The sequence below is a fragment of the Enterocloster sp. genome, assembly GCF_057861365.1.
In genome coordinates this window covers 164,341-180,657 of the sequence record NZ_DBMACH010000004.1, presented here as the reverse complement: position 1 = coordinate 180,657, position 16,317 = coordinate 164,341, and the positions used below count along the sequence as shown (strand labels likewise).

Annotated in this window: 14 protein-coding genes; all 14 read left to right on the top strand. The window is 48.9% G+C overall.

Annotated elements, in window-relative coordinates:
• Nucleotides 1–9 precede the first annotated feature (9 nt).
• The 14 genes from ACZM6M_RS06220 to trmD all read left to right on the top strand — a co-directional run bounded on the left by ACZM6M_RS06220 (nt 10) and on the right by trmD (nt 16,304).
• Nucleotides 10–1,233, top strand: a complete 1,224-nt coding sequence (locus ACZM6M_RS06220; RefSeq protein ID WP_296039126.1) for a sporulation protein YqfD — start codon at nt 10–12, stop codon at nt 1,231–1,233.
• Between the two features lie 7 nt (nt 1,234–1,240).
• Complete coding sequence (locus ACZM6M_RS06215; RefSeq protein WP_337433246.1) at nt 1,241–2,236, top strand: PhoH family protein; 996 nt, start codon at nt 1,241–1,243, stop codon at nt 2,234–2,236.
• Nucleotides 2,237–2,241: 5 nt separating this feature from the next.
• Nucleotides 2,242–2,739, top strand: coding sequence for an rRNA maturation RNase YbeY (gene ybeY / locus ACZM6M_RS06210; RefSeq protein ID WP_066548882.1), 498 nt, complete (start codon nt 2,242–2,244; stop codon nt 2,737–2,739).
• A 119-nt stretch (nt 2,740–2,858) separates the two neighbouring features.
• Nucleotides 2,859–4,565, top strand: a complete 1,707-nt coding sequence (locus ACZM6M_RS06205) for a putative polysaccharide biosynthesis protein (protein ID WP_337933720.1) — start codon at nt 2,859–2,861, stop codon at nt 4,563–4,565.
• A 78-nt stretch (nt 4,566–4,643) separates the two neighbouring features.
• Nucleotides 4,644–5,051: a hypothetical protein gene (locus ACZM6M_RS06200; RefSeq protein WP_337433325.1), complete on the top strand. Its 408-nt coding sequence runs from the start codon at nt 4,644–4,646 to the stop codon at nt 5,049–5,051.
• A 63-nt stretch (nt 5,052–5,114) separates the two neighbouring features.
• Complete coding sequence (locus ACZM6M_RS06195) at nt 5,115–6,362, top strand: BaiN/RdsA family NAD(P)/FAD-dependent oxidoreductase (protein ID WP_331467966.1); 1,248 nt, start codon at nt 5,115–5,117, stop codon at nt 6,360–6,362.
• 22 nt (nt 6,363–6,384) lie between these two features.
• Nucleotides 6,385–8,028, top strand: a complete 1,644-nt coding sequence (locus tag ACZM6M_RS06190) for an NAD(P)/FAD-dependent oxidoreductase (protein ID WP_489489948.1) — start codon at nt 6,385–6,387, stop codon at nt 8,026–8,028.
• An 85-nt stretch (nt 8,029–8,113) separates the two neighbouring features.
• Nucleotides 8,114–8,977 (top strand): glutamate 5-kinase, encoded by an 864-nt coding sequence (gene proB, locus ACZM6M_RS06185; RefSeq protein WP_317438802.1) that lies wholly within the window; start codon nt 8,114–8,116, stop codon nt 8,975–8,977.
• Nucleotides 8,978–8,992: 15 nt separating this feature from the next.
• Entirely contained in the window at nt 8,993–9,214 is a 222-nt protein-coding gene (locus tag ACZM6M_RS06180; protein WP_317438801.1) for a DUF896 domain-containing protein, read from the top strand.
• Nucleotides 9,215–9,252: 38 nt separating this feature from the next.
• Nucleotides 9,253–10,497 carry a glutamate-5-semialdehyde dehydrogenase gene (locus tag ACZM6M_RS06175; protein WP_337933752.1) on the top strand — a complete coding sequence of 415 codons (1,245 nt, stop codon included), beginning with the start codon at nt 9,253–9,255 and terminating at the stop codon, nt 10,495–10,497.
• A gap of 20 nt (nt 10,498–10,517) precedes the next feature.
• Nucleotides 10,518–11,096, top strand: a complete 579-nt coding sequence (gene lepB, locus ACZM6M_RS06170; RefSeq protein ID WP_296038287.1) for a signal peptidase I — start codon at nt 10,518–10,520, stop codon at nt 11,094–11,096.
• Nucleotides 11,097–11,193: 97 nt separating this feature from the next.
• On the top strand, nt 11,194–12,702 hold the full coding sequence (gene miaB, locus ACZM6M_RS06165; RefSeq protein WP_296038286.1) for a tRNA (N6-isopentenyl adenosine(37)-C2)-methylthiotransferase MiaB: 1,509 nt from the start codon (nt 11,194–11,196) through the stop codon (nt 12,700–12,702).
• Between the two features lie 32 nt (nt 12,703–12,734).
• Entirely contained in the window at nt 12,735–15,374 is a 2,640-nt protein-coding gene (mutS, locus tag ACZM6M_RS06160; protein WP_337433327.1) for a DNA mismatch repair protein MutS, read from the top strand.
• A gap of 6 nt (nt 15,375–15,380) precedes the next feature.
• Entirely contained in the window at nt 15,381–16,304 is a 924-nt protein-coding gene (trmD, locus tag ACZM6M_RS06155) for a tRNA (guanosine(37)-N1)-methyltransferase TrmD (protein WP_066548864.1), read from the top strand.
• The last annotated feature ends 13 nt before the right edge of the window (nt 16,305–16,317 follow it).

Below are 16,317 nucleotides of genomic sequence, written 5' to 3'. Positions count from 1 at the left end.
GGAGAGCCTTTGCTTTTGTGGCTGTTTCGCAGCATAAAGGGATATGTACGGATCTGTTTAAAAGACGGCTCGCCGGAACGTTTTTTGAATCTTTGCAGTGCAAGAGGGTTTAAAATCTGGAACATCGTCTGCCGTGATAAGGGAGAATACGAAGCATATATGACTGTGGCGGATGTCAGGAGGGTAAAGCCTCTTGTGAGAAAATCCGGTGTCCGCTTAAGGATCACAGGGCGCTTCGGTTTTCCTTTTTTTATTTTCAGAAACAGGAAACGCTGGTATTATGCAGCCGGACTGGGAACTTTTTTCATACTGTTGTATGGTATGACTCTTTTTATCTGGGATATTGAATTTGAAGGGAATTACAGGTACACAGAGGATAATCTCAGGATCTGTCTGGAAAAGATGGATCTGCATTGCGGTATTTTAAAGAAGAAGATAAACTGTGAGGAAGTGGAGACATTTATACGAACGGATCTTCCAGAGGTTACCTGGGTATCGGCCAGTGTGACAGGAACCCGTCTGGTAGTAAAGATCAGGGAAAATCAGGTTTTATCCGCTGTGCCCCAGATAGATGAAACACCCTGTGATCTGGTGGCAGGGACGTCCGGAGTGATTCGCTCTATGGTAGTCAGAAGCGGTATTGCTCAGGTATCTGTAGGAGATACGGTAGAGAAAGGACAGATATTAGTCAGCGGCCGTGTTCCTGTTACGGGAGATAACGGAGATGAGATAACATCCCATCTGGTTCGGGCAGATGCAGATATCGAAGCGGAAACAGTGATTGAGTATGAAAAAGAGATCCCATTTTCAAGAATGCTGCGGATTCCCACCGGACAGACGAGAAAGGGGATTTACGTAAAGGCGGGCCCATGGTCTGCTGCTGCGCTTTTTCCTGCTTTAGGGAAAAAAGAGGAGTGGGATTATTATATGGAGGAGCACCAGGCAGTACTGTTTTCTGATTACTGTCTTCCGCTTTATCTGGGAGTGATAGAGGGAAAACGGATGATTTCCTATGAAAAAGCCTATACGAAACAGGAATTGGCTCTTCTGGCTGAACGAAAAGAAAAGGAGGAAGCGGAAAAATTAGAGGAAAAGGGGGTACAAATTCTTGAAAATAATGATAGAATAGAAAAGAGTGTATCCGGATACCGGATCAAGGGAGAGATGGTGGCGTTAGGGCCTATCAGTCAATGCCGGCCGGTGGAGGAAATCTCTAAAGAGTCAGAGGAGTGAAGACCGAATGAGTGTAATTGAAACAATGATCGATATTCCCGCAGAACATGAACAGAATGTCTGCGGTCAGTTCGATGCGTACTTAAAGAAAATAGAGCGCACCCTTCATGTGACGATGATCGCAAGGGACGGCGAGATTAAGATCATCGGGCCGGAAAAGGCGGTATCCCAGGCGAGAAGTGTATTTAACAATCTGATCCAGCTTTCCATGCGTCAAAATGCCATTACAGAGCAGAATGTAGATTACGCTCTGTCATTATCATTTACAGAAGAAGACGGACAGATTTTGGAGATTGATAAGGATATCATCTGCCGAACCATTACGGGAAAGCCGGTAAAGCCCAAAACGCTTGGACAGAAGCATTACGTGGATGCCATACGCAAAAAGATGATCGTCTTTGGAATCGGCCCGGCGGGAACGGGAAAGACGTATCTTGCTATGGCTATGGCGATCCAGGCCTTTAAAAACGGAGAGGTTGGGCGGATCATTCTTACACGTCCGGCGATTGAGGCGGGGGAGAAGCTGGGATTTTTGCCGGGAGATCTTCAGAGCAAGATCGATCCCTATCTGAGGCCTCTTTATGATGCTTTGTATCAGATTATGGGAGCGGAGAGTTATCTGCACAATTCAGAAAAGGGGCTGATCGAGGTGGCGCCATTAGCTTATATGAGAGGACGCACCCTGGATAATGCCTATATTATCCTGGATGAAGCCCAAAATACCACTCCGGCCCAGATGAAAATGTTCCTGACCCGTATCGGCTTCGGCTCCAAGGTTATTATCACAGGTGATCAGACCCAGAAGGATCTGCCGTCAGGAGCTGTGTCCGGACTGGATACGGCCTTAAAAGTATTAAAACGCATTGATGACATCGGCTTTTGCTATCTTACCAGTTCGGATGTGGTGCGCCATCCGCTGGTTCAGAAGATTGTACAGGCTTATGATGACTATGAGAAGAAAGCGGAGCCTAAAAAGAGGACTCCCAGAGATAAAGGAAGGTAAATACGATGACCATTTCCATTGAATATGAGGCAGAAAAGAAACTGGAGCTTCCCTATGAAACCATTATAAAGGATGTGGTGGAAGCGTCACTGGACTATGAAAAATGCCCTTATGAGGCAGAGGTAAATGTAATCCTTACGGATAATGAGACCATCCGGGAGATCAACCGGGATCACAGGCAGATTGATTCGGCTACGGATGTGCTGTCCTTTCCTATGGTAGACTATGAGGCTCCTTCAGATTTTGACCATGTAGAGGATGCGGTGGAGGATTATTTTAATCCGGAGACAGGAGAACTGATGCTGGGAGATATTGTGATCTCCGTAGAGAAGGTAGAAGAGCAGGCTGAAAAGTACGGCCATTCCCAGACCAGGGAGCTGGCATTTTTAGTGGCTCACAGCATGCTTCACCTCTGCGGTTACGATCATATGGAGGAAGAGGAACGTCTGCTGATGGAGGAACGCCAGAGAGCGATCCTGGAAACCAGGGGGTATACCCGCTGATGCAGAAAGCAGGAATGTGCCTGTTTTATCTATGACGCTTCTGACGGTCTCTATCACAGATACCAGGGACTTTGATCGGATCGTGCTTAAGTGAGATACGAAAAAGGAGCAAAAAACAGATGAAAACAATGAATAAAAAGGGAGCCAAAAGAGCTGCAGATTTTGTGGTTCAGGGCAGTATTCTGGCTATGGCAGGCATCCTGGTGCGGATCATCGGGATGCTTTACCGTATGCCCTTAAATGATATTATTGGAAAGCAGGGAAATGGATATTATACCTCAGCGTATAATGTATACAATATTCTGCTTATCCTTTCTTCCTACAGTATGCCGGTGGCTATTTCCAAGATGATTTCTTCACGCCTTGCAAGGGGAGAGTATGAGAACTGCCGCAGGATCCTGCGGGCGGGTCTTTTGTATGCCACCATTGCGGGCGGAATTGCAGGCTGTGCACTGTGGTTTGGAGCAGATTTATTTGCAGGGCTGATGAAAACGCCTTTTTCCAGCTATGCCTTAAAAACCCTGGCGCCGACGATCTGGATTATGGCCTATCTGGGAGTTTTAAGAGGTTATTTTCAGGGAACAGGCACCATGGTGCCAACGGCGGTGTCTCAGATTCTGGAACAGATTGTCAATGCAGTGGTAAGCGTAGTGGCCGCCGGCCTTTTGTTTCAGACAGGAGCAGCTATGAATGCAGCGAGAGGGGCGCAGAATTATTCCTATGCGTTAGGAGCTGCAGGAGGAACTATAGGAACAGGAGCAGGAGCAGCTACGGCCTTTATTTTTTTTGTGATGCTGACTCTTTCAAAAGGGAGGGAAGTACTGGGAGAGGAAACGGCTCCGGTGCACACCGCGGATGGCTCAGGCAGGGCAAAGACGGAAAGCTACGGCCGTCTTATGTATGTGTTGACAATCACAGTTCTTCCGATCATTGTAAGCAGCGCAGTCTATAACTGTTCCAATGTGGTGGACAACTTCCTGTTCGGACAGGGAATGGACCGCCTGGGTTATACCGGTGAGGAGATTGCCGTATTCTGGGGGGCACTGGGCCAATACCAGCTTCTTTTTAATATTCCGGTGGCGGTTTCAAATGCACTTTCCTCTTCTTTGATCCCATCCCTGACGCGGGCCGTATCCAGCGGAAATCAGGAGGAAACGAATCAGAGGATCGCTGCTGCCGTGCGTTTTTCCATGCTGATCGCCATTCCGGCGGCTGTGGGAATCGGTGTGCTGGCAGAGCCGGTGAGCAATCTTTTGTTTGCAGGAGAGGATAACAGTCTGTTGATCCGGCTTACCATGGCAGGAGCATTGGCCGTGGTGTTTTTTTCACTTTCTACGGTGACGAATGCGGTGCTTCAGGGCTTAAACCGGCTGGATGTGCCGGTGCGCCATGCGTTTTTGTCTCTGGCAGTTCATATTATATTGGTAGAGGTGTTCCTTATGATATTCCATATGGGGATTTTCAGCGTGGTATTTGCCAATATCCTTTTTGCATTTATGATGTGTCTGTTAAATGGACGCAGCATTGCCAGATATGCGGGATATCGCCAGGAATACAAAAAGACCGTGATCCTTCCTTCTGTCTGTTCCCTGCTCATGGGAACAGCCGCCTGGAGCATATATAAAGGACTTGTTTTTTTATGCCCGGCCCTTTTAAGCGGAGGCCGTTTGGGAATGGCTGTGCTGGTATTTCCCCCGGTGGCTGTTTCTATGGCTGTATATGGGGTGCTTCTCGTGAAGCTTAAGGCAATAGATGAAAAGGAACTTAAGGAGATGCCTATGGGAACCCGTCTGGTACGCCTGTGCAAACGGGTACGCCTGATGTAGAAAGAAAGAGATTTTCGGGCTGGACAGTTGTGTTTAAAAATCAGCAGAACGCAGATACTAGCTTTACAGGAGGTCAGGATCATGAAACGAATGTATTGCTATGCGCTGCTGTTTTTGGGAACCGCTTTTTTGTGTCTGGTTCTTATCTACGGGCTTACCAGATACCGCATCCGTCAGGAAGAGCCGATTCCCAATACCATACTGGAAACAGAGACGGTGCGGGATATGGAGGGACGGGAGGCTGTAAATCAGAGCGGGGTTCTTCCGGCAGCAAAAATGACACAGGAAGAGTCGAAGGAGGAATACTTTCTGGTATCTGAGGCAGGATTTTTACTGGTATTCTGCAGCGATAAAAGCACTATCTGTCTGTATACCCATATTCCGGTCACTGATTTTCCGGAAAGGGAGAGAGCGCGGCTGATGGAGGGAATCTGGTTTCCCTCTATGATGGATGTATACCATTATCTGGAATCGTATACAAGTTAAAAGAAAATGTTTCAGCGGGCGGAATCTGCCGCCCCTGTTGCAGTCAGGAGTAAAACAAAACAGATGAAAAACAGAACAGTTGGAATTATAGGAGGAGGGGCTTCCGGGCTGATGGCAGCAATTTCGGCTGCAAGAGCGGGAGCGCAGGTGACTCTGATCGAACATATGGACCGGGTTGGAAAGAAAATCCTTTCTACCGGGAACGGAAGATGCAATCTGACGAACTACAGGATGGAGCCGGAATGCTACCGCTGCAGCCAGAAGGATTTTCCCATGAAGGTAATTCAAGGCTTTGGCGTGGAGGAAACGCTGGAGTTTTTTAAGTATCTGGGAATCGTGCCAAAAGACAGGAACGGATATGTGTATCCTAATTCCGATCAGGCAGCGTCTGTTCTTGATGTTCTTCGGTGGGAGACGGAGCGGCTTGGGATCAGGGTGCTTCTTTCCTGTCAGGTATCTGTCATAAAGCCCCAGAGGGACGGGGGATTTCTGATCCGGAGCAGCCAGGGAACGCTTCATACAGATACCCTGATTCTGGCGGCAGGAAGCAAGGCCGCTCCTTCTACCGGTTCGGACGGAAGCGGTTATGAACTTGCGAAAGCTTTAGGCCATAAGGTAATTAAGCCTCTTCCGGCGCTGGTGCAGCTTCGGTGCCAGGGAACGCTTTATAAACAGCTGGCAGGAATCCGCACAGAGGCCAGGATCCGTCTTCTGGCGGACGGTATATGCATGGCAGAGGATAAAGGGGAGCTGCAGCTGACCGATTACGGCCTGTCCGGGATTCCGGTATTTCAGATCAGCCGTTACGCTTCAAGGGCATTGGACAAGGGTTCCAGAGTAAGAGCCAGTATTGACTTTATGCCATCCTGGAAGGAAGATGAGGCGTTCCGTCTTCTTAAAAAACGGGCAGTCATGCTGAAGGAAAAGCCAGTGGGAGAGCTTTTTACGGGAATGTTAAACAGAAAACTTGCGCAGGTGCTGATCAAACTGTCCGGTATCGATCCATCTGCTCTCTGTGAACGTCTTGGAAACCGCCAGCTGGAACGGATCCTGTATCAGCTTAAAAGCTATGAGGCCATTGTTATGTCCGTAAATCCATTTTCCAATGCTCAGGTGTGCTGCGGAGGAGTTGATACAAGAGAGGTGGATCCGGATACCATGGAGTCCAGAATAAGGACGGGGCTTTATCTGGCCGGAGAGCTTCTGGATGTAGACGGGATCTGCGGCGGATATAATCTGCAGTTTGCATGGTCCAGCGGATGGATCGCCGGACAGTCGGCAGCCGGAATAGAGAAGCCGCACAGAAAATAAAGAAAGAGGAAAATAAATACATATGATACGGATTAATCAGCTGAAGCTGCCTCTGGAGTACGAAAAAGAAAAACTTTTGCAGAAAGCGGCAAAGATACTGGGGATTTCTCCTGCTGATATTTTGAAAATCGATATTATAAAAGAGTCCATTGACGCCAGAAAGAAACCGGAAATTTTTTACAGCTATATTGTGGATGTGACTTTAAAATCCGGAGACTCAAAGAGGGAAGAATCCATTGTCAGAAAAAAAAAGGATCGTAATTTATCAATCAGCCATGAGAAGCCATACTGCCTGCCGGAGTGTGGAACTGCCCCTCTGGCATACCCTCCGGTTATTATCGGGACTGGTCCGGCCGGACTGTTCTGCGGTCTGATGCTGGCAAGAAAAGGATACTGCCCCATTCTTTTAGAGCGGGGTGAGGACGTAGACGCCAGAACCAGACGGGTGGAAGCTTTCTGGAAGGATGGGGTATTAAATCCAGCATCCAATGTACAGTTTGGTGAAGGCGGAGCAGGCACTTTTTCAGATGGAAAGCTGAATACGCTGGTAAAGGATACCTTTGGACGAAACAGAGAGGTTCTTAAAATTCTTTCTCAGTTCGGTGCAGACCCTTCCATCTGCTATCAGAATAAGCCTCATATTGGAACGGATGTTTTAAGCCGGATCGTAAAATCCATCCGCCAGGAGATCGAGTCTCTGGGCGGAACTGTGCGTTTTTTAAGTCAGGTTACGGATTTTAGGATAAAGGATGGAAAGCTGTATGCTTTGGAGATTAATGGAAAAGAACTCCTGTATACAGATGCCGCTGTACTGGCAGTAGGACACAGCGCCAGGGATACGTTTGAGACACTTTACCGCCACAGCGTTCCTATGGAGGCGAAAGCCTTTGCCGTGGGACTGCGTATCCAGCATCCTCAGGCCATGATCAATATGAGCCAGTACGGCATGGAGGAGTGCAGCGCGTTAGGACCTGCCAGTTATAAGCTGACCCGGCAGACTACAGCAGGCAGAGGGGTCTATTCCTTCTGCATGTGCCCAGGCGGATATGTGGTAAATGCGTCCTCTGAGCCTGGAAGACTGGCCGTAAACGGTATGAGCTACCATGACAGGGCAGGAGAGAATGCCAACAGCGCGATCATTGTGTCTGTGACCCCAGAGGATTTTTCTCACGACAATGATGAGAAAAATCCTCTAAGCGGAATTTACTTCCAGAGAGAACTGGAGGAAAAGGCGTATCAGGCAGCCGGAGGAAACATTCCGGTACAGCTTTATGGAGATTTTATCTCGGACTGCACTTCAGATCACTTTGGCAAGGTTCGGCCGGCTTTCAGGGGGCAGTATGGGTTTGCGAACCTGCGCCGGATCTTGCCGGAGGCATTGTCTGCTTCTTTTATAGAGGCTATGGAAGGCTTCGGCCATATGATAAAGGGCTTTGACTGTCCGGATGCGATTCTGGCAGGAATTGAAAGCCGCACTTCATCGCCTGTTCGGATTCCCAGAGATGAAACGCTTGAAAGTGCGGTTCGCGGCCTTTTTCCATGTGGGGAAGGGGCAGGCTATGCAGGGGGGATTACCTCCGCGGCCATGGATGGCATCAAGGTAGCGGAAGAGCTGATCCGCAGATACCGGCCTCTTAAGGAGAAAACGGGAGAACTTGAGGGATAAAAAAATTGACGGGCTATCAAATTTGGTGTAAGATAAAAAACATGGCGTTTCAGCGCCTGAAAGCAGAAGAAAAAGGAGCAGTATCATGGAAGCACAGGAACGAAAGAACCTGAAGGATAAAAAAAGAATCGTCATTAAGATTGGTTCCTCCTCTCTAACCCATCCGGAAACAGGGGAGTTAAATCTTATGAAAATAGAGAAGCTGATCCGCACCTTAAGCGATTTAAGAGGACAGGGAAAGGACGTGGTTTTGGTATCTTCCGGCGCCATTGCCGCAGGAAGGCAGGCTCTGGGCCATCACAAGCGCCCGGACTCCCTGGCGGAAAAACAGGCCTTTGCCGCTGTGGGGCAGGCCCGGCTGATGATGGTGTATCAGAAGCTCTGCGCGGAATACAACCAGACAGCCGCTCAGGTGCTTCTTACAAAGGATACCATGGTAAATGACGCTTCCCGCTACAATGCCCAGAATACCTTTGAGGAGCTTTTAAATCTGGGAACGATTCCCATTGTAAATGAAAACGATACCGTTTCTACCTCTGAGATTCCTTATGTGGACAGCTTTGGAGACAATGACCGCCTCTCCGCGATCGTAGCTGCTTTGATCGGAGCAGATCTTCTGATCCTTTTATCGGATATTGACGGTCTTTATACAGATGATCCCAGAACTAATAAGGAAGCCCGCTTTATCAGTTTTGTGCCGGAAATCACAAAGGAGCTTCTTTCCATGGGAAAGGGAACCTCAGGAAGCGATGTGGGCACAGGAGGTATGTCTGCCAAGCTGGCAGCAGCCCGGATCGCCACAGACAGCGGAGCGGATATGGTAATTGCCAATGGAGACCATGTAGAGGCAGTAATGGAAATTGTAGGAGGGAAAGAAACAGGAACCCTGTTTTTAGCCCATACTAATCTGGATTTTGACCTGATGCATTACTTAAATAACGAGTATTAAGGACAGGAGGAGAAAATGGACGCAAAAAAGATAGATCGGATCAACGAACTTTACCATAAATCCAAGTCTGTAGGACTGACGGAGAAAGAAAAAAGTGAGCAGGCGGCTCTGCGCAGGGAGTATCTTGCAGCAATCAGAGGAAGCCTGAGAAATAATTTAAATAATATTTCTATCGTAGAAAAGGACGGATCTGTTACAGATCTTGGAAAGAAATACGGCGGTATCAAAGAGGTGTAGCAGCCCGGAGAATGAGCGAAAAGGAGCGCAGAGGGAATATGACATTAAATGAGATCGGCGGTCAGGCCAGGGCAGTTTCCAGAATACTGAACAGCCTGGGCTCCAGAGAAAAAAATATTGGATTGGAGGAAGCAGCCAGAGCGCTGCTTGAGGGCGAGGATGAGATCCTTGCTGCAAATGAGGCAGATTATGAGATGGCACGGCAAAAGGGCATGAGCCAGGGACTTTTAGACCGTCTGCGTTTGACTCCGGCCAGAGTTCAATCCATGGCAGACGGACTTTTAAAGGTCGCTTCTCTGGAGGATCCTGTGGGAGAAGTCATCTCCATGAAGCTTCGTCCCAATGGTTTAAAAATTGGCCAGAAACGGGTGCCTTTAGGCGTGATCGGCATGATCTACGAGGCGCGTCCCAATGTGACAGCCGACGCCTTCGGCCTGTGCTTTAAGTCCGGAAATGCTGTGATCTTAAAGGGTGGAAGCGATGCCGGAGAGTCCAATAAGGCTATTGTAAGATGGATCCGCACCGGTCTTGTCCGTGCGGGACTGCCGGAGGATGCTGTGCAGCTCATTGAAGATGCCAGCCGGGAAACTACGAGAGAACTGATGCGCTTAAATCAGTATGTGGATGTGCTGATCCCCAGAGGCGGAGCCGGACTGATCCGTACGGTTGTGGAAAACAGTACCGTGCCTGTGATCCAGACAGGAACAGGAAACTGCCATATTTTTGTAGACGAGTCTGCGGATTTCCATATGGCTCTGGATATTATCTTCAATGCAAAGACCCAGAGGATCGGGGTCTGCAATGCCTGTGAATCATTGGTGGTCCACAGAAAAATTGCAGCGGACTTCCTTCCATTATTAAGGAAAAAACTGGAAGAAAAGCAGGTGGAGATCCGGGCGGATGAGGCAGCCAGAGCCATTGAACCGTCCTTTAAGCCGGCAGAGCCGGAGGACTGGGGAACGGAATATCTGGATTACATCCTGTCCTTAAAGCTGGTGGATTCCCTGGATGAAGCCATTCGTCATATCAATACATACAATACCGGTCATTCTGAGGCCATTATCACCTCTGATTATTTTAACGCACAGAAGTTTTTGGATGAGGTGGATGCGGCAGCTGTGTACGTAAATGCCTCCACCCGTTTTACCGACGGAGAGGAATTCGGTTTTGGAGCGGAGATCGGGATCAGTACCCAGAAGCTTCACGCCAGAGGCCCTATGGGCTTAAAGGAGCTGACTACAACCAAGTATATCATCTACGGAGACGGCCAGATCCGCAGCTGAGAAGAGAGGAACTTATTTATATGTTAGAAGAAGAAAAGAAGGGCAGAAGCCGCAAGAAAGAAGAGGAGGAGCCCTTTGATCTGAAAAAGGAGATCATCAGCTGGATCCAGATTATTGCGGCAGCTGTGATCATTGCCCTTGTGCTGAATAATTTCATTATTGCCAACAGCCGTGTTCCCAGCGGTTCTATGGAAAATACCATTATGACCAAAAGCCGTGTGATCGGCTCCAGGCTTTCCTACTTAACCGATGACCCGGAGCGGGGAGATATCGTGATTTTCCATTACCCGGATGATGAATCCGTTTACTATGTAAAGCGCGTGATCGGCCTTCCGGGAGAAACGGTGGAGATCGTAGACGGAAAGGTTTATATTAATGGCTCTGACACACCCTTAGAGGAACCTTATCTTCCTGAGCCTATGGAGGGCTCCTACGGTCCTTACACAGTGCCTGAGGGAAGCTATTTCATGCTGGGCGACAACCGCAACAATTCCAGAGATGCCAGATACTGGGAAAACAAGTTCGTAAAAAAGGAAAAGATCATAGCAAAGGTATTATTCTGTTATTATCCTCTTTCCCAATTCGGACCTGTGGAATAAATAGAGATTACCACCGGAACCGGCTGGGCTTATCTGCCCAGCCGCCTTACGTTGCCGGAAAAGAAACATTATACCATCAGAACAGGAGTAAACATACATGGAATTATCTGCAAACATCTCTTATGAGGCGCTGCACGGCGCTCCTCCGGCTTGTGAACCGGAACGCCAGCAGTATTTTATGGAAAAAGCAAAGAAGCAGCTGGAGGTTTTTAAGGATCGTTTGGGCCGTCCTCTGACCTGCTGTATCAATACCTTTGGCTGCCAGATGAACGCCAGAGATTCGGAGAAACTTTTAGGGATCCTGGAAGCCATCGGCTATGTGGCATCGGACACGGAAGAGGCGGATTTTGTTCTCTATAATACCTGTACAGTTCGTGAAAATGCCAATTTGAGAGTTTACGGCCGTTTAGGACAGCTTGGAGCAAGAAAGAAAAAGCATCCCCATATGATGATCGCGCTCTGCGGCTGTATGATGCAGGAAAAGGAAGTGGTAGAAAAGATCAGAAAGAGCTACCGCTATGTGGATCTGATCTTTGGGACCCACAATATTTTTAAGCTGGCAGAGCTGATCAGCATCTGCCTGGAAAAACGCCAGGAAGAGCTTCTGAACGAGGAGGAAGGCGTCCATACAAAACACACCATGGTGGTGGACGTATGGAAGGACACGGATATGATCGTGGAGGATCTTCCGGTGGAGCGCAAATATTCCTTTAAATCCGGCGTCAATATTATGTTTGGCTGCAACAATTTCTGCAGCTACTGTATTGTCCCCTATGTCCGGGGCAGGGAGCGCAGCAGAAAGCCGGAGGAGATTATAAAGGAAATCAAGCGGCTGGTGGCAGACGGCGTAGTGGAGGTAATGCTTTTGGGGCAGAATGTAAACTCCTATGGCAAAAATCTGGAGACGCCCATGACCTTTGCAGAGCTGCTTCGCGAGATTGAGAAGATTCCGGGACTGGAGCGGATACGCTTTATGACCTCCCATCCAAAGGATCTTTCGGATGAACTGATTCAGGTAATGGCAGAGTCCCAAAAGATCTGCCGCCATCTCCATCTGCCCCTTCAGTCCGGGAGCTCCCGCATTTTAAAGGAGATGAACCGAAGATATACCAAGGAGCAGTTTCTGGCTCTGGCGGAAAAGATCAAGGCCGCTGTGCCGGGTATTTCCCTGACGACGGATATTATCGTGGGCTTTCCAGGAGAGACAGAAGAGGATTTTGAGGAAACCCTGGATGTGGTAAGAAACGTACGCTTTGACAGTGCATTTACCTTTATCTATTCCAAGCGCACGGGAACTCCTGCGGCGGCCATGGAAAACCAGGTGCCTGAGGACGTGGTAAAGGAACGCTTTGACCGTCTTTTAAAAGAAGTACAGGATATTTCCGCAGAGGTCTGCGGACGGGATGTGCATACGGTGCAGCAGGTGCTGGTGGAGGAGGTAAACGACCATTCTCCTGAGCTGATGACGGGCCGTATGTCAAATAATACCGTAGTACATTTTCCGGGAGATGCGTCTATGATCGGTTCCCTGGTAGATGTTTATCTGGAAGAGAGCAGGGGCTTTTACTACATGGGACGGATCCATGAGGATTCAGGGGAGGCGTGATCGTGGAGATTGATATTTCACAGCTGTCTCCCATGATGCAGCATTACATGGAGACAAAAAAAGAATATCCGGACTGTATCTTGTTTTACCGTCTGGGCGATTTTTACGAAATGTTTTTCGACGATGCCCTGGCAGCTTCCAAAGCATTGGAGATTACGCTGACCGGAAAGGAATGTGGCCTTAAGGAACGCGCCCCCATGTGCGGAGTTCCCTATCATGCAGTGGATTCCTATCTGTACCGTTTGGTTCAAAAGGGTTTTAAGGTAGCCATTGCAGAGCAGATGGAAGACCCAAAACAGGCAAAAGGGCTTGTAAAGAGAGAGGTTATCCGGGTGGTAACGCCGGGCACCATTACCAGCGCTCAGGCTCTGGATGAGACGAAAAATAATTACCTGATGGGAATTGTCTATGTGGACGGCCGCTACGGTATTTCCACCGCAGATATCAGTACGGGAGAATTTTTGGTTACAGAAGTGGATTCTGACCGGGAGCTGTTTGATGAGATCAATAAATTTTCTCCCTCTGAGATCATCTGCAACAATGCATTTTATATGTCTGGGGTAGACCTGGATGAACTGAAAAACCGGTATCAGGTCATCATATCCGCTCTGGACAGCCATTTCTTTGGGGATGAATCCTGTAAAAAAGTATTAAAGGAGCACTTTAAGGTAAATTCATTAAGTGGGCTGGGATTAGAGGACTATGCTACGGGGATCATTGCAGCAGGAGCGGTGATGGAATATATGTATGAGACTCAGAAGAGCACCTTAGAGCATATTACTTCCCTCACCCCCTACCGCACCGGCCAGTATATGGTGATCGACACCTCTACCAGAAGGAATCTGGAGCTTGTGGAAACCATGCGGGAAAAACAGAAGAGGGGCACTCTTTTGTGGGTTCTTGACCGGACAAAGACAGCCATGGGCGCCAGGCTGCTGCGAAGCTATATCGAGCAGCCGCTGATCCACAAAGATGAGATCATCCGGCGGCAGGATGCGGTGGAAGAGCTGAATATGAATTATATTTCCAGGGAGGAGCTGGGAGAGTATTTAAATCCCATTTATGACCTGGAGCGCCTGATCGGACGGATCAGCTATAAGACGGCCAGTCCCAGAGACCTCATTGCCTTTAAGACCTCTCTGGAAATGCTGCCTCATATCAAACGCCTTCTTGGAGAATTTCAGACCGGGCTTTTAAAGGAGCTTGAGAGCGAGCTGGATCCTTTGGAAGATATTTGGGATCTGATCCGCCGTTCCATTGTAGATGATCCGCCCATTACTGTGAGAGACGGCGGTATCATTAAGGAAGGCTTCCATGAGGAAGCCGACCGGCTGCGCAATGCTAAAACCGAGGGAAAGACCTGGTTAGCTGAGTTAGAAGCACGTGAAAAGGAAAAGACGGGCATTAAAACCCTGAAGGTCAAGTACAATAAGGTGTTCGGCTACTATTTTGAAGTGACAAATTCTTTTAAAGACATGGTGCCGGACTATTTTGTGCGCAAGCAGACCCTTACGAATGCAGAGCGCTTTACCACAGATGAGCTAAAGCAGCTTGAGGATGTGATCATGGGGGCGGAGGAAAAGCTGACAGCCCTGGAATACGATCTGTTCTGTGAGGTAAGGGATTCCATTTCTTCCCAGGTAGTACGGATCCAGCAGACGGCCAGAGCCATTGCGGGAATCGACGTGTTCTGTTCCCTGTCCTCTGTGGCGACCCGCCGCAATTACGTCAAGCCCTCTATCAATGAAAAGGGCGTGATCCACATCAAGAACGGCCGCCATCCGGTAGTGGAGCAGATGATGCGGGATGATCTGTTTGTGGCAAATGATACCTTTTTAGACAATGGAAAGAACCGTCTTTCCGTAATTACCGGTCCCAACATGGCGGGAAAATCTACCTATATGCGCCAGGTGGCTCTGATCGTGCTAATGGCACAGTTAGGAAGCTTTGTACCGGCTCAGGAGGCGGATATCGGTATCTGCGACCGTATTTTTACCCGTGTGGGCGCTTCGGATGATCTAGCAAGCGGACAGAGTACCTTTATGGTGGAGATGACCGAGGTGGCAAATATCCTTAGAAACGCCACAAGGAACAGCCTTCTGGTGCTGGATGAGATCGGCCGCGGCACCAGCACCTTTGACGGCCTTTCGATCGCATGGGCCGTGATCGAGCACATCAGCAGCACAAAGCTTTTGGGAGCAAAGACGCTTTTTGCTACCCATTACCATGAGCTGACGGAATTAGAGGGTACCATTGCAGGCGTGAAAAATTACTGTATTGCAGTAAAGGAGCAGGGAGACGATATTGTATTTTTAAGGAAGATTGTCCGGGGCGGCGCAGATAAGAGCTACGGCATCCAGGTGGCAAAGCTGGCCGGGGTTCCGGATTCTGTCATCAGCCGCGCCAGGGAGATCGCCGGAGAGCTCAGTGAAAATGATATTACGGCCCGTGCAAAGGAAATCGCTCAGGCGAATGCCAATGTGACCCAGCACAGGGCGGTTCCAAAGCCGGATGAGGTGGATCTGCAGCAGCTTACCTTCTTTGATACGGTAAAGGATGATGATATTATTAAGGAGCTGGACGGCCTGGAGCTTTCCACTATGACGCCGCTTGATGCCTTAAATACCCTGTACCGGCTTCAGACAAAGCTGAAAAACCGATGGAAGGAGTAAATATACATGAATTTTCATATTCTTACCCTGTTTCCTGACATGGTTATGGATGGTCTTGGCACCAGCATCACAGGACGGGCCATGGAAAGCGGGGCCATTCAGGCAGAGGCGGTGGACATTCGGACTTATTCAAGGGACAAGCACCGCCATGTGGATGACGCGCCTTATGGCGGCGGAGCAGGCATGGTAATGCAGCCCGGTCCGGTGTGCGATGCCTATGAGGATCTGTGCCGCCGCTTAAACCGCCGTCCCAGAGTAATCTATATGACCCCTCAGGGCCAGCGGTTTAACCAGAAGATTGCGGAGGAGCTGTCTAAGGAGGAAGAGCTTGTATTCCTCTGCGGCCACTATGAGGGCATTGATGAGCGGGCTCTGGAGGCCATCGGTGCAGAGTACCTTTCTCTTGGGGATTTTGTCCTTACCGGAGGGGAGCTTCCTGCAATGGTGATGATCGACTGCATTTCCCGACTGGTGCCAGGGGTGCTGGGGAACGGAGATTCTGCAGAAATAGAGTCCTTTTATGACAATCTTTTAGAGTATCCCCAGTATACCCGCCCGGAGGTCTTTGAAGGCCGTCCGGTGCCGGAGGTTCTCCTCACAGGCCATCATAAAAATATTGAAGCCTGGAGACGGGAGCAATCCATCCGCCGCACCCTTGAGCGCCGTCCGGATCTTCTGGCAGAAGCCAGTCTGACTTTAAAGGAGCAGAAGTTTTTGGACAGCCTTAAGTCTGAACTGGGACAGGAGAGCATTTTAAAGGAACTGGAAACATACATTGAAAAGCTTGTGGATCCGGAATGCGGAGAGAGCGCCGGAAAACAGGTGCGCCGCCAGATGGCTCTGGTAAAGAAGCTTTTAAATGAAAAACAGTGCACGGCAGAGGAATTAAAGGGCTATTTTAAGGTCATGGCTTTAAAGGAAAGTATGTAAAAATTTTAACGCT